We start from the raw sequence: 23236 nt of genomic DNA, 5'->3' as shown, positions 1-23236 counted from the left end.
TCATAGTGGCGCCATTTCTGTGATGATCGACATGGCCAACGGACAGACGGTCGCCAGCGCCGCAATAGGGCGCGAGGGAGCAGTAGGCACTCTTTCCGTGCTAGGGCCGTCCCCTTCGGCCGTTACCGCCGTCGTTCGTGCCGCGGGCATCGCCTCGCGGATCCCCTCATCGCGATTCCACGCCGCTTTTAGCCGAAGCCCCGCGATCCGCCACGCAGTCCAGATTCATTTCAAAGCGATGCTGATACAGCTACAAATCGGCGGCGCCTGCAATGCGCTGCATCCGGCCCAAGCCCGCATGGCACGCTGGCTGCTCCATCTTCGCGACCGTGCCGACCACGACGTCCTCGCACTCACCCAAGAGGCGCTTTCGCAAATACTGGGTGTGCGACGAACGACAGTGACGCTCCTGATGCGCAACCTGCGCGCTTCCGGAGCGATCAGATCTGAACGGCGAGGAGAAATCGAGATTGATCCATTGCGGCTCGCAGCGGTGGCGTGCGAATGCCACGATACCATGCGTCTCGAAATCGAGGGGATCTTCTCTATGAATGCAGCCCGATCTCGCGCTTTGGTTCTGCCGACGCAGTAACTGAAACGGGGGATGCCGCAAACCATCGCGCCTTTCGGCGTGATCAACCGTTATCCCGGACATGAACGATGTGGCCAATGTGCAACGGGCGCCTGTCTTCTCCACGGCAATGTCCGCGACCGAACAATCTCGCTCATGAGGTACGCGGTACTATCGGCGCGCCATGTACTGGGGATCTGTGGATGAACTTTTCAAACGAAAGATCAGACCTTATTCTCTCTTTGGGAAAGCGTGCGGCGACTGGTGTTGACTGATCGCGCAAATGGCGGACGCTCCCGCGTTGTCGGTGACAATCTGCGCACCTATGCTGAATCGCTCCGTTCGGAAATGGATCGGCGGGAGCTCAAGTACGCCTCAATCGGTTCAACTGAATGAAGCCGAGGGTGCCTTTGGGGCACACAGATGATGAGAGACATGCAAGAGCAGCTGGAGAACCTCCTCAAAGCCGCAGCCGACTGCAAATCGATCAGCGATCTGGCCACCGACCTGCAAAAGCGAGAGTTGTTCGCGAGGCTCGCCGATCATCTGAGCGTGTTGGCTTCCGAGGTCGAGCGTGCAATTGCTGCGACAGCCTTTGGCACCAAATTGGAGCGATAAGAGGATATGGCCCGACACCGATGATTGGGAATCAGCATGCGATGAGCGGAGGAGGACATGACTGCGGAGCGGCCTCGCGTGCGAGTGTGCAATCGCGCGCTCGCCTGGCCACTAGTCGGAAGGCCTATCTGCGCGTGCAAGGCAATCAGCTAACTTCGATCGTCAGCTGCGACCGCGGGTAGGCGTACAGCCCTGACCTTGCAGGATATCCCCGGCCAGCGCGCTTTATTACGAAGGCTGCGTCATGCTCATTCGCTATAGGACCTGCGTTGCCCTGTTTCGGCAGCCTCATTCGAGGCCAAGCAACGCCGCGCCCGCTCGATCTGGGCGCCGGTGGCCCCGTGGTTACGGGCATACATCTCAGCCAGGGCCGCCGAATACTTAGCAACGTAGTATTTGACCTCTGAGCAAGAAATCCGCTCTCCCGGTCTGTGCTGGCGCGCAGCATAGGCTTCAGAGCTAAGCGTCATCAGAAACAAGGCAGCAGCGCCAATCGCACGCGTGACAGTCATTGTCATCCCCCGCAGCTACTAGGTTCGTTGCAGAGAGCAGGCCTGAATCGTCCCGATCGCGCAAATTAACAGTGGTGCGCTGGTGCAACGTGTTGTGGACTGTTGCTTTCATGCCCCAGCTTCGTGAGCACCGGCCCGCCTATGCTGGCGAACCCCGTACAAATCCAGGCTCGTCGACACAGATGTGCGACAATTGACGTTCCCATGTAAGCTGCATTGCGCAACGGGACAGGCCGCTCTGATCATCTCAGGAACCCAAGGGCGCGACACGCCGGCCGGCGCCGCTGTTAACGGGCACAAACCTCTCCCGCGCCGCCTGGGGAGGACCTCACGATGCCGACCAGCAATTCAACCCTCTGCGCGGATGACCACCGGTACGATCATCCTCTCTCGCTCCAGTCCATCATGGGCAAGTTTGAGCTACTTTCAGGAAGTGTCCTCGGACGTCGTACTATCTCACAAACGTTCGAACCAACGAACCAACGACACAGCCGCATAAGTGCAAATCAGGACCTGCAACTATCTCAAACTGCTATTTGAGGCTGTGGCCTGCACGGTCGACGGATCGGCCGATCCGCGCACAACATGAGAACCGAAACGCCAGCGCCGAAGCCAATCGACGCCGCGGGATGTAAAGGGCGCTGTCAGCGGCTGGCGCGCCTACATCCGATAGCTCTGAATTCTGAATGATGGTGACATTAACCACGGATTGTTACCACTGAGTAGGATGAAGGCCGGCGACCGAAATCAAAGGCGGTGCGCGTCCGCTTTATGAGCCAATCAGCTCGTGGGCCGCACCGCACAGCAATCCGGTGCCCAGACCACACCTGAGCCGCAGAAGCCGTTCGCATTCGAGCCGGTCCGGACGGCCAGCAGAAGTTGGGGCGACGCATCGGGCAGCATATTTCGAGTTCGATACACCGCTGAATTCGCCCGCCGGCTCGCGCGCGATCACGGTTGATGTCCGGCTAGCGCCGCTTCGGCTTTCTCGCCGTCATCTGCCTGGCGCCGCAGCTTACGCTGGGCAGAACCCCGCTTTTATGGCAGTGTCGATGTGGCCACAGAGCGCAACACAGTACCTCCTCACCTGACATTGGTCACGCGGAGGCTTCGGGGTTGAACCCAGTGTTTTGGGTTGATGCGCATGGACAGCAGGTTCCAAGTGCTATGGGAGGACGATGACCGCATCTTTTGTCGGCCATTGCGTCCGGCTTCCGATGGCGCATGCAGAACTGTATTGGCGGTACTTCCCAAGGCGAAACACGCTTCGTCCGGCCTCCTCGATCGTCTTGATCACGAGTTTGCGCTGAAAGACCAATTAGATGAGACCTGGGCAATGCGGCCGCTCGGGCTGGAGTGCGATGGTGACCGTCCAGTGCTGCTGCTTGAGGATCCTGGTGGCCAGCCGCTCGAACAGTTGCTTGGTGCGCCCATGGACATCGGACGCTTTTTGCAGCTCGCGATCGGCATCGCCGCAGCCCTGAACAAGGTGCACCAACGCGGCCTCGTCCACAAGGACGTGAAGCCGGCGCATATTATGGTGAACTGCGAGGACGAACGGGTCCGGTTCACCGGGTTCGGTATCGCCTCGCGCCTCGCCCGCGAGCGACGCGCCCCTGGGCCGCCGGAATTCATCGTGGGCACGCTGCCCTACATGGCGCCCGAACAGACCGGATGGATGAACCGCTCGATCGATTTCCGCAGTGACCTCTATTCACTTGGCGTTACGCTCTATCAGATGCTGACCGGCTCGTTGCCGTTCTCAGCGGCACATTCCATGGAGTGGGTGCATTGCCACATTGCGCGAAAGCCAGTGGCGCCCGGCGAGCGGGTAAGCACTGTACCGGCTACAATCTCGACCATAGTCCTCAAGCTGCTCGCCAAATCCGCCGAGCAACGCTACCAGAGCGCTTCAGGCCTCGAACATGATCTACGCCGCTGCCTGATCGAATGGGAAACCGGAGGCCGCGTCGAAGAGTTTGCGCTCGCACAATACGACACGCCCGACCGACTGCGGATCCCTGAGAAGCTCTACGGACGGGACCGCGAGATTGAAGCCATGCTGTCCGCCTTTGACCGGATGATCAAGAGCGGCGCGCCGGAATTGATGCTGGTTACCGGCTATTCCGGCGTTGGTAAATCCTCGGTAGTCAATGAGCTCCATCGTCGCCTCGTTCCGTCCCACGGGCTGTTCGCATCAGGCAAGTTCGACCAGTACAAACGCGATATTCCCTATTCAACGGTAGTGGAGGCTTTTCAGAGCCTCGTGCGGTTCCTTCTGAGCAAGAACGAAGCCGAGCTGACGCACTGGCGCCAAGCGCTTCATGGTGCGCTGGGCGCCAATGGACGACTCGTTACCGACCTGATCCCTGAATTGCGGCTGATCGTCGGAGAGCAGCCACCCGTCCCTGAGCTCCCCCCGCAGCAAGCAAAGAACCGCTTCCGTCTCGTGCTCCGGCGCTTCATAGGGGTATTCGCACAGTCCGAGCATCCATTGGCGTTGTTCCTCGACGATCTCCAGTGGGTCGATGCCGCCACGCTCGATCTGGTTGAGGACCTTTTAACCCGCTCCGATCTGCAATACCTGATGCTCATCGGCGCCTTTCGCGGCAACGAGGTCACTTTCGCTCATCCATTGTGGTACAGGCTTGAGGCCATAAAGAGTGCTGGCGCTAACGTGCAGCAGATCATTTTAGAGCCGCTTGCCAGCTCACACATTTCGCGTTTGATTTCCGATGCTCTTCGCTGCGATTCGAAGCGTGCCGCGCCACTCGCGAAGTTGATTCACGATAAGACGGCCGGCAACCCATTCTTTGTGATTCAATTCCTTCAGGCGCTTGCCGAAGAGGGATTGGTCCGCTTCGATCATGACGCACGGTTCTGGTGCTGGGATCTCGCTCGCATTCGCGTCAAGGGCCACACCGAGAATGTCGTGGATCTGATGATCGCAAAGCTGACCCGCCTGCCTGCCGAGACGCAGATCACGCTGCAGCGGCTGGCCTGTCTCGGCAACGTCGCCGACACGAGGACAATTTCGATCGTCCTCGGTCGCTCCGAGCAGCGGGTACACGCGGATCTGTGGGAGGCCATTCGCCAGGAATTGGTCGAGCACCAGCCAGGAGTGTATCGGTTTGTCCACGATCGAGTGCACGAAGCCGCCTACTCGCTGATTGCTGATGATCAACGCGCGGCGCTGCATTTGCGAATCGGTCGGGAGCTACTGGCGCAGACCCCCCGGGAGAAGTGGGAGAAGGCTATTTTCGAGATCGTTAACCAGCTCAACCGTGGCGAGTCCTTGATCACCTCGCGAGACGAACGCGAGCAACTCGCAGAGCTTAATCTGACAGCCAGCCTGCGCGCGTGGGGGGCGGCGGCCTACGCGGCATCGCTCAACTATGCCGCTGCCGGTGCCGCAATGTTACCAGACGACTGCTGGGAACAACGCCAGCAGCTTGCCTTTGCGTTCGAGTTGCATCGCGCCGAATGCGAGTTCGTGACCGGCTCGGTCCTGGAGGCAGAACAGCGCTTACAGGAGCTGACGACGCGAACCGCGACCGCCGCCGACCTTGCTGTCGTCGCGCGCCGCCGGGTGGATCTGTATACGGCGCTCAGTGAGCCGGACCGCGCGGTTAGCGCCGGTCTCAGCTATCTGGAACAACTCGGGATTCGATGGGTAGTCCACCCAAGCGATGATGACGTCCGACGCGAATACGAGCACGTCCGATCTCGGCTCGGGAATCGGTCGGTCGAGGAGCTATTGGATCTGCCGCTAATGAGTGATGCACTCGCACTAGCGACCATAGATCTTTTGACGGCGCTCATGCCGCCGGCGTTTTTCACTGATGCGAACCTTCGCTCACTGGTGGCCCTAAAAGCGGTGGAGATCAGCCTCGAGTGGGGGAACAACGATGCTTCATGCGTTCCTTACGTCATGTTCGGCGCCATTGCCGGCGCGCGCTTCGGCGACTATCAGGCGGGCCTTCGATTCAGCCGTATCGGCACTGAGCTGGTCGAGCGGTGCGGGTTTTCGCGCGTGCACGCCAGGACCTACCTGAACTACGGCAACCTTGTCCTTTCATGGACCAAGCAGCTCCGGCATGCCCGAGACGCCTTTCAGCGGGCATTTGAGGCCGCGAGTAGCAGTGGCGATGTCACGTTCGCGGCCTTCAGCTGCGCCAGCTTGAATACGAATTTCCTTGCGGCGGGCGATGCGCTTGCAGAAGCGCAGCGCGAAGCCGAGCACGGGTTGCAGTTGAGCAAGAAGGCGAAGTTTGCGTTGGTGGCCGACATCATAATGCCGCAGGTTGGGCTAATCCGTATGCTGCGCGGCCTGACGCGGCGTTTCGGCGCTCTGCACGACGACCCGTCCGACGAGCTTCGGTTCGAACGGCGTTTGGCCGCCGATCCGGCATTCGCGCTGCCCGAGAGCTGGTATTGGATCCGCAAGCTGCAAGCGTGCTTCTTTGCCGGCGACTATTCGTCGGCCGTCGACGCCGCATCGAAGGCACGGAGACTGCCGTGGTCACCACCGCAGCTACTCGAGACGGTGGAATACGAGTTCTATGCAGCGCTATCGCACGCTGCATGCTGGAATTCGGCACAGCCCGAACAACGTCAAGGGCACCTTGAGGCCCTGACTGGGCACCACACGCAGCTCGATTTGTGGGCACAGAATTGCCCGGAGAATTTCGCGGACCGCGCTATTCTAACCGGCGCCGAGATCGCCCGTCTCCAAGGCAGAGAACTGGACGCGGAGCGTCTCTATGAACAAGCCATCCGCTCCGCTCGCGACAACGGCTTCGTCCACCACGAGGCGCTCGCTTATGAATTGGCCGCGCGGTTTTACGGCGAGCGTGGTTTCGAAGACTTTTCTGGCATCTATTTGCGGAGAGCGCGCGACTGCTATGTTCGTTGGGGGGCAGACGGCAAAGTGCGGCAACTTGAGGATATGCATCCGCACCTCAGGGAGGCGAGATCAGAGCCAGGCCCGATGAGCACGATTGGAGCGCCGGTCGAGCATCTCGACCTCGCCACTGTCATCAAGGTGTCGGAAGCGGTGTCAGGTGAGATGGTTCTGGAGACGCTTATCGAGACGCTCATGCGCACTGCCATCGAACAAGCAGGGGCTGAACGCGGTCTGCTGATCCTGTCGCACGACACCGAGCCGCGCATCGAAGCGGAAGCCACCACAACCGGCGATGAAGTTACTGTTGAAATGCGCAATACAGCGGTGACCGCGGATCTCCTTCCCGAATCCGTTCTCCATTACGTACTGCGAACCAGAGAGTGCGCGGTTCTCGAGGATGCCACGGTCCAGCCTCCCTTTGCCGCGGACCCCTACGTTAATCAGCGCAACGCTCGTTCCATTCTCTGCATGCCCCTGATCAACCGTGCGAAAGTTATCGGCGTGCTTTACCTCGAGAATACACTGACGCCCTACGTTGTTGCACCGGCGCGAATTGCGGTGCTGAAGCTGCTCGCCTCACAGGCAGCAATCGCGCTGGAAAATGCGGCTTTGTACCGCGATCTCGGAGAACGGGAAGCGAAAATCCGACGCCTTGTCGATGCCAACATCATCGGAATCATCATCTGGGAGCTTGAAGGTTCGATTCTGGAGGCCAACGATGCGTTTCTCAACATCGCGGGATACGACCGTGAGGATCTCGTCTCGGGCCGCCTGCGCTGGACTGACCTGACGCCGCCTGAATGGCTCGACCGCCACGAGCGATGGTGGATCCCGGAACTAAAAAAGATGGGTAGCGTGCAGCCGTTCGAGAAAGAGTATTTCCGCAAGGACGGAAGCCGCGTGTCGGTGTTGATCGGCATGGCTGCGTTCGACGAACAACGAGACCAGGGTGTCTCCTTTGTCGTTGACCTGACGGAGCGCAAACGATCGGAAGTGGCTCTGCAGGAGAGCGAGGAGCGTTTCCGGACTCTCGTACAGTTCTCTTTCGACGTGTACTGGGAATCCGATGCGCGGCATCGTTTCATTCGCCAGGAATTCGCCGAAGGCATGGTCGACGCACCCGCGTCGGACTCTGAACTTGGTAAGACGCGCTGGGAAGTGCCCTACTTGGAGCCCGACGAGGAGGCTTGGCGCAAGCATCGGGAGACGCTCGATGCCCACCTGCCGTTCCGCGATTTCGAGCTCGCGCGCCCTACGCCCGATGGCGGCAAGCGCTACGTGTCCGTCTCCGGGCTACCGGTGCTCGACAAGTCCGGGCACTTCATCGGTTATCGCGGCGTTGGACGGCACATCACCGAACAGAAGCGGGCCGCAGAGGCGCTGCGCGAGATACAGAAGGAGCTTGCGCACGCTAACCGCCTCGCCACCATGGGCGAACTCACGGCCTCGATCGCGCATGAAGTGAGCCAGCCGATTGCCGCGGCATCCATGAATGCTGGTGCGGCCGCGCGCTTCCTGGACAGAAATCCGCCGGATCTTGAGAGGGTCAGGGAATCACTGGACTGGCTTATGAACGATACCGCTCGGGCCAGCGACATCATCCAACGAATTCGCGATCTCGTAAAAAAAGCACCGCCCCGGAAGGATCGCTTGGACATCAATGAGGCGATCAGGGACGTTATTGAGCTTACCCGCGGCGAAGCGATGAAGAACGGCATCTCAGTGCAGACGGAATTTGCAGACAGCTTACCGCTTGTCGAGGGCGACCGCGTCCAATTGCAACAAGTGGTTCTCAACCTGATTATCAACGCTGTCCAGGCAATCGGCACGGTCGCGAATGGAGCCAAGAAAGTGCTGATCACCACCGCGCAGGGTGCACCGGACGGTGTTCTCGTCGAGGTGAAGGACTCGGGACCGGGGATGAGCTCTGAAACCTTCGAGCACGCCTTCGCCCCCTTCTACACGACGAAGCCCAGCGGTTTGGGGGTGGGACTGTCGATCTGTCGTTCGATTATCGAAGCGCATGCCGGACGCTTGTGGGTGACGCGCAACCAGCCCCACGGCGCAATTTTTCACTTCACCGTACCAGCCCACCCTGCCGACGCTTCTTGATTATGGCCGGATTGCTGGTTCCAACTTCGAGCACGCACCTCGCGCTTTGCGATCGAGAAGATCAAGTCGATCGCAGCCCTGCCGATCCTGGCTGCCGCGACGGGGATTAAATCACCAAGCTGTCGCAGAAACGGTCGAGGGATCACGAGGCGACTAGGCAAAACAGGTTGTGCATTTGCGCGCCTTGGTATCCTATTCTACGACGAGCGCGTAATCGACCTGTGCCGTTTAATCTGCACACCGTATCGCATTGCGCGAAGATGCAGAAACAAAGGAAAAGCATAAGTCGCACTGCTATCCGGGGCACGATACGCAAAAAACGTCGCACCAGATCCGCCTTGTTCTCGTCGACCCCATCCGTAATTTAATTGAACACGAACAGTTTTGATATGGTTGGCGCACCAGGGCTCGAACCGGGGATCCGCTGATCCAACATCGCCGCTCGTTCTCATCGCTCTGTTCGCGCTCGTCACGTCAGCCACTGCGGCAATCGAGCCTATGGCCGACTCGGTGCCCGTAAGCCGTGCCTCAGGGACGATCACTGGCAATGGATCGATTTCCGCTCTTCCGAATTGCCCCGGCGAAACAGGGCGCGGTTGGGGCGTGATTGATGCGATAGACCAGCGTGTCGATCTTGGCAGTGGACTTGTTGCTGAGCAACGTCAGGCCGCCCCGCAGCGAGCCCTGAACCGCTCGCGCCAGTGCATCACTTCGTCCTAAGTGCATCCGCCTTCCACTAGATCGAGCATGGAAAGGCCATAGATCACGAGGAGGTAAGGATTAGTGGCCGCTCGCACACGGCTTCGATGGCAAACCACATCGATTCGGGGCACGCCCCCCCAATCATCCTCACGCTGATTGGCGCGCGGCGCTGCAAATTGGTTGATCCGGTAACCCTAGGGCCCATTACGGCGCACATAGAGGAAATTGGCGCCCTGCGCGTCGGGCGCCCCTTGACACTCGTGTCAGTCGCCGGCGTTGCACGGCGCACCACATGGCGCGCGGTCGTAGGCGGCGCGGCCGTTGGCGCGGCCGCGGTTGGCACGGCATGTCTCCGCGTTCTGATTAACGGTCGCTACGGCTGCCGCTGATAGCTGTCGGTTCTAGCTTCTGAAGAGCGCATCCTGCGGGATGAGGCTCATGCAGGATGTGCTGTTCAGGTTTCAGGGCGCTAGCGACAGGGGCCAAGGCGCGACAGAGCAGAGATCGAGAACTCCAGCGTCGCCAGCATCGCGAGCATGTCGCGTTGTCCTGCTCCAGGGCGGCGGGGGTCGGCAGAACATCTTGACGCTCTTTGATCTCTGGCCGAGCCGAAAGGCATGAAGCTCGAGGCCGAGTGATCCATAAAGGTCGAACGCAAATTGCGAGCAAGAAGGAACGACGCGGCCACGGAGGGCTTCTGCTCCTCGTTCAAGACCGAATGGACAGTGAGCAAGATCTATTGCACTGCGAACACCGATATTCGCGCCAATGCGTCCCCTCCGGCAAAGCCTTCGCGGCGATATGGGCCCCATGCGGCTTAAATCTGGCAGCGTGATGGATTAATTGCGGGCCTGGCCTCCGAATTCATAAGCTCACTTTGGCGGCAATACGCGGCAGCGCGCTCAATTAATCGAGCCGTCCACGTTTCGCCGGGCGACGATCCTGTCCTCGGTCCGCGACGCAACCACCCGGTTGATGGGCGACGCTGCGGTAAGATTTGGACCGATCTCCACGCTGGCATGGCAATGTGAAAGCGCAACCGGTCGGGAGACAAGATTGTGGATGTGATGCCGGTCTGCCGGCCTGAGCGAGGGTTGTCTCTAGCACTAAGTTAAATGCTCCGCCACGATGAGTTCGAAGACGACGATCATCGCCACGACGATCCTCGATCGCCAGATCAATGTAGTGCTCCTGCTTCCGCGGCCAATCATGAGATCTGACCGATAGCTATCTACAGACCGTCGCTAGAGCAGGTGGACAAGGGCAAGCCAGCACGGATGCGAATCCCTGCCTGGTGGCAAGCGCCGGAGCCAGGGGCTTGGACGGCTTAGCCGGTTCGTATTTTTGGTTAGTCTCAGCAGCCGCGATCGAGTGACCCGAGACTGAAATGGTCGGCACCGGGTCAAACAGGAAAGTGACAGGCAATCGGACGTTTTTCCGTCTGCTCGCTAGGAGCGGACATGATGGCGCTGGCCCGGCAGGTTGGCTCCGGCCAAAAGCTGCCCCCGCCAAATGCAATTTTGTCCCTTTCCGGCTCCGGACGGCATCCCCGTATCGGGGTCGAGATCCTGATGCTAGATTTCCTTCGTCATCCCGGACAGGAGGACGACACGCCTGATAGCGTCTACAAGGTCATTGAACTGGTCGGTACCAGCAACGACTCGTGGGAGAAGGCCGCCGCAAATGCGGTCGAGCAAGCTGCAAAATCTCTCCGAGATCTTCGCATTGCAGAGGTCGTCAAGCTGGATATGCAGCTCGATGGCAAGGGAAAGGTCGAGGCCTATCGCGCCAAGCTCAACGTATCGTTCAAGTTCGAGGGCTCCTGAGCCTCAGCACCTCGCCCCATGCGCGGGGGAGGAGGACTCATTGGAAAAGGCGCGTTGCCCTGTTCGCCTAGCCGGACACTGTGGCCCGGTCTCGGAAGTTGGCCCTAGTCCGACCGGGACCGATATGCTTTGATGCGTCGAGGCGTGATGGTGGCCTCATGTACATGGTCATTCGCAAGTACACCAAGGTTCGTTCGGTAGCGGACGCCGCTCGCCGCGCCAAGAGCGGCGTCGGCCAGATCCTAAGGCAATCGCACGGCTTCAGATCTTACCAAGTTCTGGATGCGGGCGACGGCGTTGGTATCGCCGTGATGATATTTGACGATCGCGAAAGCGCCAATGCAGCGAACGACAAGATACTCGCGTTTGTTCAAGCAAGTCTACATGACCTCGATCTTGGAGTTCCCGAAATCACCACCGGCGAGGTTTTGGTGAACATAGAGCCGAATGAGTTCTCGGGCATAAAGTAGCTGAAAACGCCGCCATTTGCGTGCCGGTTGCCCTCCTTTGCTCATGTCGTCGACTTGATGTTTCCATCTCGTTTGCACCGATCGCGCCCTGGACGCGCGTGCCGTCCGCCATGAATATGCGAACTACGCGTATTCTCGAGGAGTAGCAGCCACATGAAGCAACATACCTTCAAAGCATTTTCCACCGCCGCGATCTACTGGACACCGCTTGTGCTTATGGGCACCGCGATGCCGCCAAGAGATCCCGATGAAGACGACGAGGACGACGAAGAGAAAGATGACGCCGACGAACCGCCGGTCGTGCGCGAGCCGGACGAAGACTAGACTGGCGTGTTCGGCAGCCGGCGCTATAATATCTCTCATGGGCTGGGATGCGAAAGACATAGCGCTCCTCAACAGGCTCTGGTCCGCAGGACAGAGCGCGGCGCAGATTGCGCGTCGTCTCGGGTGCAGTCGTAACGCGGTCTGCGGCATGCTGACCCGTCTGGGCTTGAAGCGCGGCCACAAGCCGCCCACAGCAACGCCCAAGATAAGGCCGCGCCCGAAGCTGAGGCCGACCTCGTCGGCTGCCTGCGCCCGTCCAGTCGCACGGAAGGTGTCGCGGAACGCAGTGCAGAGGCAGCCGCCCAAGGAATTCAGCAAGCAGCAGCTCTACTCCATGCTGGCAGAGGCGGTCAGAAACACTGGCTAAGAGCTCACCAAGAATGTGGTTGTGCTCCCGCAAGTCCCTGGCCCAGTTCGACGGGTTCGGCAGTCGTATACCCATCCCAAGGCTTCATCTGCTTGGAGTCAACAGCAGCGGTAGATGCTAGGCTGAACTTACTTGTGGTTTGCCGCCGAAAGCCGACATGTCACCGATTCAAGAGATCTTCGACTAAGCGGCACGAAGTGGAAGCCGTAATGCCGGATCTGGCCCTTTGAATGACCTGCCGTCGATATCGATGACGCCGCAACGTCGATGGCGATCGTCGTGCGCTCGAAAAGCGATGCTTGCCAACGATAAGGCGCTGCTTGCGGCCAACTCACCTGTTCCGCCGCGAGGAACGATTGCATCAGCCGTGCTTTAACCGTCCGCACCTTTAATTGTTCGATCAGCCGCGGGGCCAATCAAGAGTGCGAAGTCATTGGATGTCTCAGCAGGCGGTTGCTGGGCCCGGCCCGGGCCTAGCAGAATCCCGCGCTAGCTTCATTGTATGCGGCGCGCGAACCGTTGGGGCTGACTGACATCAGCGCCGAACTGAACCAAGGCTGGAGCCGAGTGACTTCCGCAGTTTGCCCGAAGCTGCAAATCAGAGTCCTCTGCTCTTGTCGCTGTTTGACCCTGAACGGAAGTGCTAGGCATAAACAGCTGGACGCAGTGTGGTGTGAGGTCTTGGCTTTGGTTTGCTCGGACGTCCGCATCACGGACTGACGCGCTCGCACCAAACCCCTGTCTTACTGGGCTTGATCGCAGGCCTGCAGGATCCGGACAAAATCAGCCATGCTGGATCGATCTTCAGCCATAGCTGCAACCTGAGTATTGGACACGCGTGGGCTTCCCCGTCTGAACCACATCAGGAGGTCGGCGATGTTTCTCATGGCGGACTCTCTGCACAAACTACGGCCGTAAGCGTCAGTTGAGCGGCGAAGCGCCGCTAGATCGGGAGAAGGGCCGGCGGGCGCTACGCCGCCGGTCTCGTCCCGCAACTGCCGGCTCGCAGGGCCGGTTCCGTTACTTTTCAGTCTGGATGTATCAGTAACATTAGCCCTTGGTCGGCGCCATCGCGCGCAGGTATGAAGTGACCATACTTAGGTAGACTTGGGTTAGTGAATCGGGATCGGGAGCCATCCCGACCGGTACCGTTCGAATTGGAGGCTGCCGCCGACCAGGCCATCGCTGCCTGAGGTCGAGACACCCGGGAGGCGGTCAAGGCGCTCATTGTCGCGAACGGCTTCCTCGAGGCGCAGGTCGAGGATTGCGAGCCTCGGTTTCCGGCGGCTACTCGCGCGGCCGGTTCGTCGTCCGCGCGACCGTCCCCCGAATTGATCAAGTAGGCACCTCGAAACCGCCGTCGAAAAGGCGTCCTCGATCAAGCTGCAGATCCGAGCTTCATCCTCCACGACCAGAACTCGAATGGCATTACTCGCCTCGGCGACCGATGCGGTCGTCTCGCGTGACGGTAAGTGCGTTGGCCCGCGAATGTCGTGCGCCTCAGCCGTCGCGAGCCGGCACGATATTTGGAAGTCTACCGGCTGTCGGAATTCTCTTCGCGATGTGCGAGGCGGGTCGATGGCGCGGCTCGGATGCGGCCTACGGCAGTGCCGCCGGGTGCCCGGCTACGACGAGGTGGTTCAATTCTCGACGAGAGCGCCCACGCAAAAATTTGCCATGTGCGCGACGGCCTCGGTGCTGTGATAGTCACCGAATTCGGCAGTGGCCTCCTTGCCAGCGTACATTCGTGCGATTCCAGCGCCGCCAGGGTGATGAGGGGCCCACTCGGTGATGTCATAAACTTTTCCCGAGATGATGATCCAGCAGTCGTTCTGTGTGTTGTGCAGAGCGACCTCTTCGCGCGTGACGCGGCGCGTACCCTTCGCCGGATTGGCGGGCATCCAGAGCTTGATCCCACCGTACCTTACCTTGGCGGTTCGGCGGAAGTCCCACGGACCTAGCCTCTTGGCAGGCAACTCGCTGCCGATCTTGCGGGCGTCGTAGGCGTAGATCCAGGAATCGTCCTCGCCGCCGCGCTTATCGTGGGCAAAGGCAGGACTCACACGCTCATCGAGTCTCTCCAGTAGCGCCTTCTGCTCAGCGGTGTCCTTCGCTCGCAAATGGTCGAAGGCGAATTTGGATCCCAATTGAAAGCGGGTAGCGCGGTAATGCCGCACGCGTTCGTAGTGCAACAAGGCTGTAGGCACATCGCGCTGGTGAAGCGCAAACGCGCTGGCAAGGGCGGCGGCGTCTTCGAAGGACTGAGCAGCTCCTTGACCGAATGTGGGAAGCATCGGGTGCGCCGCGTCACCGAGCAGGCAGATGCGGCCCTGCACCCAGGTTTCGAGCGCATCGCGATCGTAGAGACCCCACTTGGTAGGACGAACGATCGCCCCCGACAGAGCGATGAGGTCGTCTCTGCTGGGATGGCCCGCGAATGCCTCGCCGACCTCGCGAACGATCTCCTGCTGACTGACGGGAAACCAGTCGCCCTCCTCCTGCTCGAACGCGGCGGACTCAGGCTCATAATGCGCGATCCACACGTTCAACAACTCGCCGCCGCGTACCCAGTACGTGGTCGCGCCGCTCCTATCCGCCCGATGGCGGTCCATGCTGAAGGAGTTGATGGGATTGTGGTCCAGCGGGTTACCGTTCGCTTTGCGGAGGGACGCAACCCCCGTCCGCGGAATGAGTCCTCGAAAGCAGGTTACCTCCGTCCAACGCTTGGGACGCGAATTCGGCCACGCCAGCTGTAACGTCGCAGAGTTGATCCCGTCCGCACCTACGAGAAGCTCTCCCGTGGCGGTTCGACCATTCGAAAAGGTCGCTATTACCTCGCCTGCGGTCTGACGCAGCTGCGTCAGTCTGCAGTCCATGTGCACCGCGATCGGGCATGGCGCGCCGCTGTCGATACCGAAGTCGGACACTCGCTTGTACAGGCACATCAAAAGGTCCAGCCTGTGCATGTGATGAAAGCCGGCGCCGTCGCCTGCGGCGGTGACATGATCGAATGGCCTCTTTGTCACGCTCCCATCTGCGTTGAACTGTCGTGTCGACTCCAGGATTGCCGCGCGGCCGCCGTCAATGACCCCGTCGGGGCCTTTGGAATCTCCCCCATCCAGGTCGACGCCTAGCCAACGACATATTCGCGCCCCGTTGGGCGGGATGTTCAACCCGGCGCCTGCGGTGCTAGGCACCTTCGTTTGCTCGTAGACATCGACCGATGCGAACACTCCCGACTGACGCAGCGCCAAGGCCGTCATCAACCCGCCCATTCCCGCACCGACGATCACTGCCCTCATCCATCTTCCTTCCGATGCAACGAACGCCCCTCAACTCGCGGCTGGAATAAGTTTACGGCGCCTCAATGGGCTCGAGACTAGCGCCGGGCTGATTGGCAATAAAGGATCTTGTCGCACGCCAAATAGAGTTCTGGAGTTCCTCGGTCATCGGCCTCCGTGAGCAAACACGCCGACCGAGCGCCAACTTCCATTGAGGATGAGCCAGTCGCGTCGGCTTGGCGCTGCGTTGCAAACCTCGGTCCTCGTCTACGAACCGACATTTGGCGCCGCCTTCCGAAGGCAGCGACCGGGCAGTGCGAAAGGTCGTCGGACCTACCCGATCCTTTCATCGGCCCTCGCAGCCAGCAGCCAGACGGTGCGGTATACTCGGCGGTACAGGCATCATCGGCAGCACCGGCACGAATGGCGGCGCCCTGGCGCCCGGCAGCGGGTCCGGTACCCTGCGCCCCAAGGCAGCCTGGTATTCACGGCAGCATCGAGCCATTTGGTCGAGGTCTCGTCGGCGAGCAGCGACCGCACCGATGTAACGTGCACAGCTACGCTTCCCGGCATCCTCGACTTCGAACGAATGCGACAGCCGAGGATAAAGCATGTAGCGCCCGGTCGCACAGGCAAGCTCGCGCTCCTGAAGCGTGAAACCGCGCATGCGCAAATCGGTCGAAATTGCCGGCGTGGTCGTAGTGCAGATGCGTGAGAATCACGTCCTTGACGTGGGCAGCGTCGATATCGAACGCGGCAAGCGTCTCTACCGGGCAGCGCAGGTAATTTCGCCTGCGCTGCTTCGCGACCTCGGCATTGAAGCCGGTGTCGATGACGAAGATGCGGCCGCCTCCCCTCGCCGGCCACACGAAATAGTCCATCGGCATTGGTCCAAACGCGCCCTTGATCATGGGCCGTTTCGCTTTTGCGTCACCAGTCGCAGCGGGATGTTATGCAGGTTGGCGCGGCCTCGCACGGCCGGCTCTGTCCTGCCGAGCGCCTGGGCGATCTCGTCGGGTCGGCGCCCAGCCGCCGCCATCACCAGCAGCTGTTGATGCTCTTCCGGTGTCCACCTCCGGATCAACGGATAGCGTGACTGTGCCATCGTCCCGCGTCCCCAGCCTGTTGCCAGGTTATCGGCGGGCTGCAATTGCCGAGTCGCGCTTTAACATATGATGCCTATCTCGCAGGACGAGGCGAGCGGATGGCGCCGGACTGAGCGAGCACAGGGCTTGGATGGAGGCTCCACGGCGGGGCAAGCCGGTAGTTTTCCGGGCCGTAAATTTTCGTCGGCTTTAATAATTCGAGCGAATGATCGCTCCGATGACCGGAGACCTTGACCATCAAGCAGAGGCCATCGCCGCAATGCGCAAAGCGGTCGCCGCGACCGGTGCTGCCGAGCGTTTGAAGTGGTTGAGGGCCGCTTTGGCGTGGAAGCATCTTGAAAGCTTGGCGAAGGGCAAGTTGGCAGCGTGAAGCTCGCCGCGAGCGGCCTGTTCGCTGGTCAAGACCTGGCGCAGTTTTCGATCATCTTCGCGAGCGCGGAGCAGAGGACGGGCTTCTCCAATCGGGGAGCATTGCGGAAGCCGCCCGGCAATCCATCGGATGTGTGGCCGGTCAGGAAGAAAAATTGCAACCCGCGACCACGAGTGATCTCCGCCACCAGTTCAGTCGTTTCATCGACAAGCCTCAGGTCGAGAATGGCCAGATCGAAGTCAGCCACCCGCGCGACCTCGATTGCTTCCTTCAGGGTGCCCGCTTCGGCGATGACCTTGTGGCCCAACTCCTCCAGCATGTCGCAGACCATCATGCGGATCGGCGCTACGTCCTCCACAACGGAAGATTGAGAGTGCGCCCATGCTCCGTCTCGTCGGCCTTGATATCCGCCATGCAGCCGGCCAGCTCCCTGGGGCCCTCGGATCGGCCTATGTTCACTTTTGGACACATTTTCAGGGAACAAAGCCGCCTCAACATAGGTAAGTTCCAGCGTTCCGAGACGGAGTGAACATGACAGCGCCGTCGCCTCTCATCTTGGTGGTGGAGGATGAATACCCATTGCAGGCGGTGGTTGAGGAAGCCCTGCTGGAGGCAGGCTTCGCGACTGACATCCTCTCGTCTGCCGAGGAAGCTCTGACTCTCTTCAGAAGCGGCATGAAGGAGTACCGGGCGCTCGTCGCGGATGTGAACCTCAAGGGCACGCTCAGCGGTTGGGAATTGGCCAGACAGCTCAGACAACGAGAGCCGACGTTTCCCGTGGTCTACATGACGGGCGCTGCGGCGAACGATTGGGGTTCGCAGGGCGTCCCAAATCGCATCCTGTTGCAGAAGCCGCTTGCACCGGCCCAGCTTGTCACTGCGGTCTCGAAGCTCCTCAATGAGGTCCCTCCGACGCACAAGTAAAAACCGCGGCCGTCATTGGCTCGCACAGCAAGCCAGCGTCCCAACCGTCCATGGCGGCAGGAACGAAGCTCGGCAATGAACATTTTTTAGTCCCAGGTGGCTCGTTCGCTCTGCCTGCAATGGCGCAGGGTATGCTCACGTGCGGCAAATGCGATGAGATCGACAACAAGATCGCGCACCATAGCCGGTTGTTGTCTCTTGTCACTGACAAGATCGCGAGAGAGGGTATCGCCGACTTGATCGAGGAAATGACGACGGAGAAAGCGGCACTTCATCCCAACCAGAGGAGAAGTAAGCTCGCAGTCGATTGCGCCAATCCGCGGTAGATCCTCGCCGACAGTTCCATCAACATTCTCTTTCTCGTAGCGCGACCGCAGATCCATGCGAGCAATCAAACTCTCTCCTGAATTCTTGCAAATCTCTGCCATTTACCAAGGGCAGATTTGCTTCCGGTGAAGCGTGTCGATCAAGCGTGTCGCAAGACTGGTGCACACGTCAGGCCCGCTACCGACATGAAATGGGAGTTACGCCATGCAGCATCTGCCGAACGATACCTTCGACGTCATCCTTGACCAGTTTGGTCAAATCGAGACCGTGTACGGAGATCTCGGATTTCCCGCAGCCAAGGACGTCTGGGGCGGCAACGACACCGTGACGGCAACCGTCACCGAGCTCAATACGAGGCTCACGATCTTCGGCGATGACCAATCGATGCTGCTTGGTCACTCGCAAGGCGGAAACGACACATTGTTCGCCGATATCGGCGGCGGCTGGAACACCGCTCTCGTGGTGGGCGATGCCCAATCGATGATCGACGACGCCAACGGCGGCAACGACACCATCGTCGCGGATGCCCATGGCACGGTCTACACCACTGTCTCGGCCTTCGGCGACGTCGCGGGCGACATGTCGGGCAACGCGCAGGGCGGCCATGACGACATAACCGGCTCGATCGGGTGGCGCGGTGGCGCCAACCAATTCGCCGGCGATGCCGGCGGTTCCATGATCGACACCTCGCACGGCGGCAACGACACGCTCGATGTCAGCGTGCTCACCATGGACGGCGGGGCGACTGTCAGCGGTGATGCCATCGGCGCCCTGCGCGGCCTTGCGCAAGGCGGCAATGACAATATGACCGTCACCTTGAACGGCGACAGCGCCATAGCCGGCGCGACCCTGTCGGGGGACTCGTCGACGTCCCTGATGGATCTTACCCAGGGCGGCGACGATGTCCTGACCGTCAAGATCGAAGGCCAGTACGCGGATGCGGTCTCGTCAGTGTACGGCGACGCGCCGACCATGGCCGGTCATTCTCATGGTGGCAACGATATTCTCAATGGCGCCGTCGGCCGGGATTTCATGTATGGCGATGCAGGAATCTATGAACCGGCGACGCAGGCTCGATCACCGGCGGCAGCGACACGCTGAACGGCGGAGCGGGCGACGACTGGATGTGGGGCGGAGGAAACAGCGACTTCTTCGCCTTCAGCACCGGCTCCGGCAACGACACGATCGCCGACTTCGATCAGGGCAACAAGGCCGTCGGCAGCACCGCAGCGGAACACGATCTGATGGATGTGCAGGATTACGGCTTCGCGGACTGGGCGGCGCTGTCGAGCCTGATCAGCGACAATGCTTCCGGCGATGCCGTGATTCATCTCTCCGGCAACGACTCGATCACGCTGGACGGGATTCACGCGGCGAACCTGCATCCGACCGACTTCATCATCTGAGGGAATTAAATCAAAGCGGCGATGTCGTACCCCGACGCGCGGGGCGACATCGCAATCGCGAGTGCGCAACGACCAGTTTCCCGCACGGCGCAGCGAAACCTGTCGCGAACAAACTCTGTCCCGAATTCCAGCAAATCTCCGCCATCGACAAAAACTAGATTCGTCTCCGTGAAGCGTGGTCACGGCACATCGCTCAAGAGTTTTGCCGATGCCAGGCCCGCCTCCGACAATGAAATGGGAGTTACGCCATGCAGCATCTGCCGAACGACACCATCGACATCCTGCTCGACCAATTTGGCCAAATCGAAACCGCCATCGGAGATCCGAACTTTCCGACCACAACGGACGCCTGGGGCGGCAACGACACCGTGACCGCAACCATCACTCAGCCCGAAGCAGAGGTCACGATCTTTGGCGACGACAACACGACGCTGCATGGCCAGTCCCACGGCGGCAACGACACGCTCACGGTCAACGTCAACTACGGCTGAAACGCCGCCCTCGTGGTCGGCGATGCCCAGGCGATGACGGACGACGCCAGGGGCGGCAACGACACGATCGATACCCAAGACCACTCGATGTACACCAACGTGCATGCTTTCGGCGATGTCGCCGGCGGCATGTCCGGCAGTTCGCACGGCGGCAGTGACACCATCACGGGCGCTGTGGGCTGGCGAGGCTTCGACAATGTGTACGCCGGCGATGCCGGTGGTTCCATGAGCGGCACGGCGCAGGGCGGCAACGACACGCTCGACATCAGCTTGAACACCCGGGAGGGTTCAGCGAGAGCCAGCGGCGATGCCATCGGCTCCATCAGCGGCGATGCGCATGGCGGCAACGACAACATCATCTTGACCATGAGCGGCGAAAACGTCTGGGCCGGTGCGTCGCTGTCGGGAGATTCCTCCACGTCCCTGACCGACAACGCCCAGGGTGGCGACGACATCCTCACGGTCAAGATCAGCACCGAGTACACCGACGATGCGCGCGATATGCTGTTCGGCGACGCTCCGACCATGTCCGGCAATGCCCATGGCGGCAACGATATCCTCACCGGCGGAGCGGCCACCGACTTTCTGTATGGCGATGCAAAGGTCTATGATCCCGCAACACCGGGCTCGATCACCGGCGGCAAGGATATGCTCAACGGGGGCGCCGGAAATGACCAGCTTTCGGGCGGCGGGAACAGCGACACCTTCGTCTTCAACACCGGCTCCGGCAACGACCTCATCACCGACTTCGATCAAGGAAACAAGGCGGTCGGCAGCACCGTGACCGAGCACGATCTGATCAACCTGCACGATTACGGCTTTGCGGACTGGACGGCGCTGTCGAAGCTGATCAGCGACAATGCCGACGGCGATGCCGTGATTCATGTATCGGCGAGCGACACCATTACACTCGACGGTGTCCACGCCGCGAGCCTGCACCCGACCGACTTCCTCATCTGAGAAAAGCAGGCATCTCGCCCCGCCTACAGCGGGGCGAGACCCGGGTTACTCCCCGCCCACAGGATCCCTTCAGCCGCCCCCTGACGCTGGCGACCGCCTTTGGCCGCGACGAGCCAGTTGATGTCGTCGAACTTCTCCGTCAGGTCCGCGACCAGATGCGTCGTGCCAGGATGCAGCGGTCCTGCCTCATTGGCGCTCACCGTTCACGATCGCAACGACCTTGCCCCATGGGCTCTCAGAACCACGGATGGTCTAGGATCGCGGCTCGGCCCGGTCAGATGCCGTGCTTGGTGCCGGGTCCAGTTGGCAAGAGCTAAGAAGCACTTCTAATTGCCCGGCCGACCTTCTGCAGAGCCTCGAAGGCTCCCATGCGCTGATCAACCCAGCCTGCCAAAGCGGCCTGGGGCTGATGGATGTCTCCCAAGACCGACATCGCCTGCATCGCCTCGCTGAGGTCGGTATGGTCGCCGGAGGCAACTGATCCAAGCATCGCGGAGCCGAGCAGGACGGCCTCCGGAGAGGCCGACGCAGCGACCGTCAAACCCGTCATATCGGCAAGGACCTGCCGCACGAGGCGGCTCTTTGCAGCACCGCCGCTGACCACGATCGTATCGACCGCAATGCCCTTGTCTTGCTGAGCGCGAACGATCTGCCGGGCCCCGCAGCCGAGGCCGCAAAGTCCGGCAAGATAAAGTGCCAGCAGACTTTCCATATCCGAGCGCATATCAAGGCCCGCAATCAGTGCGCGCGCGCCGGGATCGGCGAACGGCGCGCGATTGCCGAGGAATTCGGGGACGACATGAATCTCGCCGACCAACTCCGGGAGCATTTCGGCACCGCCGCGTGATTCGATTTCCGAGGCAAGCCAATCGGCAAGCGTCTGCTGCTTCTGGCCCGCAGCCTCTGTCGCTTGCGCCGAATTCGGATGCATCTGCAAAAGATGCTCGATCGCAGCGCCGGCGGCCGACTGTCCGCCTTCATTGAGCCAAAGTCCAGGCACCATGGCGGAGAAATAGGGTCCCCAAACGCCAGGGACGAAGGACGGGTCCGGGGTGGTCGACATGGTGCAGGCGGACGTTCCGAATACATAGGCCATGCGCGTGAGCACCGTGCCCGCTGCTCCGCGCGCCCCCACCGTACCCACACCGCCGGCATGTGCATCGATGAGGCCGGCGGCGACCGGCGTACCTATCGCGAGTCCGAGATCGGCCGCGGCCTTCGCCGTCAGGCCCGCTGCCAGCCTGGTCCCGCCGGGCACGATCTCGGTGCCGATCCTGCGGAACTGCTCATCCGGCAGCACGCCGAGGCCAATGCTGCGGAAGAATTGATCGTCCCAGCGGTCTTCGTGGCCCAGATAGGTCCACTTGCACGTCACGGTACAAATGGAGCGGGACAAACTCCCTGTTGCACGCCAAGTGAGAAAATCAGTCAAGTCCATAAACTGCCACGCATGGGAGAACGTCTCGGGCATGTTTTCGGCGAGCCACAACAGTTTCGGCGTCTCCATCTCGGGAGAGATCGTTCCGCCGACATAGTCGAGAACTTTCTCGCCCGTCTGGTTGATACGGCGCGCCTGATCCGCAGCGCGGTGATCCATCCATACAACGACGTTGCGAGCAGGATCGCCGGACGGCCCGACGGGCAGCGGCACACCCGCCTCGCCAAGCACCACCAGCGAGCAGGTCGCGTCAAAGCCGATGCCGGCGATACTGTCCGCCGCGATACCCGCCTGCACCACCGCGCTACGCACGCTGCGGCATACGGCACGCCAGATATCCTCGCTCGACTGCTCGACGACTTCGCCAGCCTCCCGCCAAAGTGCAACAGGGGCGCTGTCACTCGCCAGGAGCCTGCCAGAGCGGTCGAAGAGTCCGGCCCGTGCGCTGCCGGTGCCGACATCGATGCCAAGGAAATGGCGGTTATCGGGTTGCTTGTTCATCTCAGGATCGCCGATCGGAAGATG

The 23236-nt window shown here is 60.7% G+C and carries 20 protein-coding genes; 13 read left to right on the top strand and 7 right to left on the bottom strand.

Translation table 11 applies throughout. The features are described from left to right. The 7 genes from ACFQX9_RS03420 to ACFQX9_RS03390 form a co-directional block, all read left to right on the top strand. The coding region (locus ACFQX9_RS03420; protein ID WP_377786563.1) for a Crp/Fnr family transcriptional regulator at positions 1-592 on the top strand (592 nt) is incomplete at its 5' end. A gap of 414 nt (positions 593-1006) precedes the next feature. Next, the gene (locus ACFQX9_RS03415) at positions 1007-1189 is read left to right on the top strand and encodes a hypothetical protein (protein ID WP_085350878.1); all 183 of its coding nucleotides are present in this window, start codon (positions 1007-1009) and stop codon (positions 1187-1189) included. A gap of 1650 nt (positions 1190-2839) precedes the next feature. Then, entirely contained in the window at positions 2840-8719 is a 5880-nt protein-coding gene (locus tag ACFQX9_RS03410) for an AAA family ATPase (protein ID WP_377786561.1), read from the top strand. 2162 nt (positions 8720-10881) lie between these two features. After that, positions 10882-11247: a dodecin family protein gene (locus ACFQX9_RS03405; protein ID WP_094183281.1), complete on the top strand. Its 366-nt coding sequence runs from the start codon at positions 10882-10884 to the stop codon at positions 11245-11247. A gap of 158 nt (positions 11248-11405) precedes the next feature. Continuing rightward, a complete protein-coding gene (locus ACFQX9_RS03400) occupies positions 11406-11717 on the top strand; it encodes a hypothetical protein (protein ID WP_085350876.1) in 312 nt (103 codons plus the stop codon). A gap of 153 nt (positions 11718-11870) precedes the next feature. After that, complete coding sequence (locus tag ACFQX9_RS03395) at positions 11871-12041, top strand: hypothetical protein (RefSeq protein WP_377786558.1); 171 nt, start codon at positions 11871-11873, stop codon at positions 12039-12041. Then, positions 11965-12408, top strand: coding sequence for a GcrA family cell cycle regulator (locus ACFQX9_RS03390; protein ID WP_338014023.1), 444 nt, complete (start codon positions 11965-11967; stop codon positions 12406-12408). The genes ACFQX9_RS03395 and ACFQX9_RS03390 overlap by 77 nt, the downstream gene beginning before the upstream one ends. Positions 12409-12536: 128 nt before the next feature. Here the strand turns inward: ACFQX9_RS03390 and ACFQX9_RS03385 are convergent, their stop codons facing one another. The 3 genes from ACFQX9_RS03385 to ACFQX9_RS03375 all read right to left on the bottom strand — a co-directional run bounded on the left by ACFQX9_RS03385 (position 12537) and on the right by ACFQX9_RS03375 (position 16600). Beyond that, positions 12537-12824, bottom strand: a complete 288-nt coding sequence (locus tag ACFQX9_RS03385) for a hypothetical protein (protein ID WP_377786556.1) — start codon at positions 12822-12824, stop codon at positions 12537-12539. A gap of 1224 nt (positions 12825-14048) precedes the next feature. Further along, the gene (locus ACFQX9_RS03380; protein WP_085350873.1) at positions 14049-15710 is read right to left on the bottom strand and encodes a cytochrome b5 domain-containing protein; all 1662 of its coding nucleotides are present in this window, start codon (positions 15708-15710) and stop codon (positions 14049-14051) included. 536 nt (positions 15711-16246) lie between these two features. Then, complete coding sequence (locus ACFQX9_RS03375; protein ID WP_377786554.1) at positions 16247-16600, bottom strand: MBL fold metallo-hydrolase; 354 nt, start codon at positions 16598-16600, stop codon at positions 16247-16249. A 412-nt stretch (positions 16601-17012) separates the two neighbouring features. Between ACFQX9_RS03375 and ACFQX9_RS03370 the strand changes: the two genes are divergently transcribed. After that, a complete protein-coding gene (locus ACFQX9_RS03370) occupies positions 17013-17165 on the top strand; it encodes a hypothetical protein (protein WP_377786552.1) in 153 nt (50 codons plus the stop codon). Between the two features lie 28 nt (positions 17166-17193). Here the strand turns inward: ACFQX9_RS03370 and ACFQX9_RS03365 are convergent, their stop codons facing one another. After that, on the bottom strand, positions 17194-17499 hold the full coding sequence (locus tag ACFQX9_RS03365; RefSeq protein WP_377786550.1) for a response regulator: 306 nt from the start codon (positions 17497-17499) through the stop codon (positions 17194-17196). 197 nt (positions 17500-17696) lie between these two features. Here ACFQX9_RS03365 and ACFQX9_RS03360 point away from each other — a divergent pair, with 197 nt between their 5' ends. Next, positions 17697-18089, top strand: coding sequence for a response regulator (locus tag ACFQX9_RS03360; RefSeq protein ID WP_377786548.1), 393 nt, complete (start codon positions 17697-17699; stop codon positions 18087-18089). 86 nt (positions 18090-18175) lie between these two features. On the opposite strand, the gene ACFQX9_RS03355 is transcribed toward ACFQX9_RS03360, so the two are convergent. After that, the gene (locus ACFQX9_RS03355) at positions 18176-18484 is read right to left on the bottom strand and encodes a hypothetical protein (RefSeq protein ID WP_377786546.1); all 309 of its coding nucleotides are present in this window, start codon (positions 18482-18484) and stop codon (positions 18176-18178) included. A 136-nt stretch (positions 18485-18620) separates the two neighbouring features. Here ACFQX9_RS03355 and ACFQX9_RS03350 point away from each other — a divergent pair, with 136 nt between their 5' ends. The 4 genes from ACFQX9_RS03350 to ACFQX9_RS03335 all read left to right on the top strand — a co-directional run bounded on the left by ACFQX9_RS03350 (position 18621) and on the right by ACFQX9_RS03335 (position 21273). Beyond that, the gene (locus ACFQX9_RS03350; protein WP_377786544.1) at positions 18621-19517 is read left to right on the top strand and encodes a hypothetical protein; all 897 of its coding nucleotides are present in this window, start codon (positions 18621-18623) and stop codon (positions 19515-19517) included. 23 nt (positions 19518-19540) lie between these two features. Then, positions 19541-19822, top strand: a complete 282-nt coding sequence (locus ACFQX9_RS03345) for a hypothetical protein (RefSeq protein WP_377786542.1) — start codon at positions 19541-19543, stop codon at positions 19820-19822. Positions 19823-20070: 248 nt separating this feature from the next. Further along, the gene (locus ACFQX9_RS03340) at positions 20071-20313 is read left to right on the top strand and encodes a hypothetical protein (RefSeq protein ID WP_377786540.1); all 243 of its coding nucleotides are present in this window, start codon (positions 20071-20073) and stop codon (positions 20311-20313) included. A 33-nt stretch (positions 20314-20346) separates the two neighbouring features. After that, positions 20347-21273, top strand: coding sequence for a calcium-binding protein (locus ACFQX9_RS03335; RefSeq protein ID WP_377786538.1), 927 nt, complete (start codon positions 20347-20349; stop codon positions 21271-21273). A 23-nt stretch (positions 21274-21296) separates the two neighbouring features. Here the strand turns inward: ACFQX9_RS03335 and ACFQX9_RS03330 are convergent, their stop codons facing one another. Continuing rightward, positions 21297-21473 carry a hypothetical protein gene (locus ACFQX9_RS03330; protein WP_158091523.1) on the bottom strand — a complete coding sequence of 59 codons (177 nt, stop codon included), beginning with the start codon at positions 21471-21473 and terminating at the stop codon, positions 21297-21299. A gap of 113 nt (positions 21474-21586) precedes the next feature. After that, positions 21587-23212: an FGGY-family carbohydrate kinase gene (locus ACFQX9_RS03325; protein WP_377786536.1), complete on the bottom strand. Its 1626-nt coding sequence runs from the start codon at positions 23210-23212 to the stop codon at positions 21587-21589. Positions 23213-23236: the final 24 nt, after the last annotated feature.

Source organism: Bradyrhizobium sp. GCM10028915 (assembly GCF_042666195.1).
In the GTDB taxonomy this organism is placed as follows: domain Bacteria; phylum Pseudomonadota; class Alphaproteobacteria; order Rhizobiales; family Xanthobacteraceae; genus Bradyrhizobium; species Bradyrhizobium canariense_D.
This window is presented reverse-complemented; position numbering and strand designations above follow the sequence as displayed.

Coding starts and splice junctions, on each gene's coding strand:
- ACFQX9_RS03380 (WP_085350873.1), bottom strand. CDS start 15,710: ATGAGGGCAGTGATCGTCGGTGCGGGAATGGGCGGGTTGATGACGGCC.
- ACFQX9_RS03410 (WP_377786561.1), top strand. CDS start 2,840: ATGCGCATGGACAGCAGGTTCCAAGTGCTATGGGAGGACGATGACCGC.
- ACFQX9_RS03325 (WP_377786536.1), bottom strand. CDS start 23,212: ATGAACAAGCAACCCGATAACCGCCATTTCCTTGGCATCGATGTCGGC.
- ACFQX9_RS03370 (WP_377786552.1), top strand. CDS start 17,013: ATGACCGGAGACCTTGACCATCAAGCAGAGGCCATCGCCGCAATGCGC.
- ACFQX9_RS03395 (WP_377786558.1), top strand. CDS start 11,871: ATGAAGCAACATACCTTCAAAGCATTTTCCACCGCCGCGATCTACTGG.
- ACFQX9_RS03415 (WP_085350878.1), top strand. CDS start 1,007: ATGCAAGAGCAGCTGGAGAACCTCCTCAAAGCCGCAGCCGACTGCAAA.
- ACFQX9_RS03340 (WP_377786540.1), top strand. CDS start 20,071: ATGCAGCATCTGCCGAACGACACCATCGACATCCTGCTCGACCAATTT.
- ACFQX9_RS03365 (WP_377786550.1), bottom strand. CDS start 17,499: ATGATGGTCTGCGACATGCTGGAGGAGTTGGGCCACAAGGTCATCGCC.
- ACFQX9_RS03350 (WP_377786544.1), top strand. CDS start 18,621: ATGCAGCATCTGCCGAACGATACCTTCGACGTCATCCTTGACCAGTTT.
- ACFQX9_RS03375 (WP_377786554.1), bottom strand. CDS start 16,600: ATGATCAAGGGCGCGTTTGGACCAATGCCGATGGACTATTTCGTGTGG.
- ACFQX9_RS03345 (WP_377786542.1), top strand. CDS start 19,541: ATGTGGGGCGGAGGAAACAGCGACTTCTTCGCCTTCAGCACCGGCTCC.
- ACFQX9_RS03400 (WP_085350876.1), top strand. CDS start 11,406: ATGTACATGGTCATTCGCAAGTACACCAAGGTTCGTTCGGTAGCGGAC.
- ACFQX9_RS03405 (WP_094183281.1), top strand. CDS start 10,882: ATGATGGCGCTGGCCCGGCAGGTTGGCTCCGGCCAAAAGCTGCCCCCG.
- ACFQX9_RS03335 (WP_377786538.1), top strand. CDS start 20,347: ATGACGGACGACGCCAGGGGCGGCAACGACACGATCGATACCCAAGAC.
- ACFQX9_RS03360 (WP_377786548.1), top strand. CDS start 17,697: ATGACAGCGCCGTCGCCTCTCATCTTGGTGGTGGAGGATGAATACCCA.
- ACFQX9_RS03390 (WP_338014023.1), top strand. CDS start 11,965: ATGAAGACGACGAGGACGACGAAGAGAAAGATGACGCCGACGAACCGC.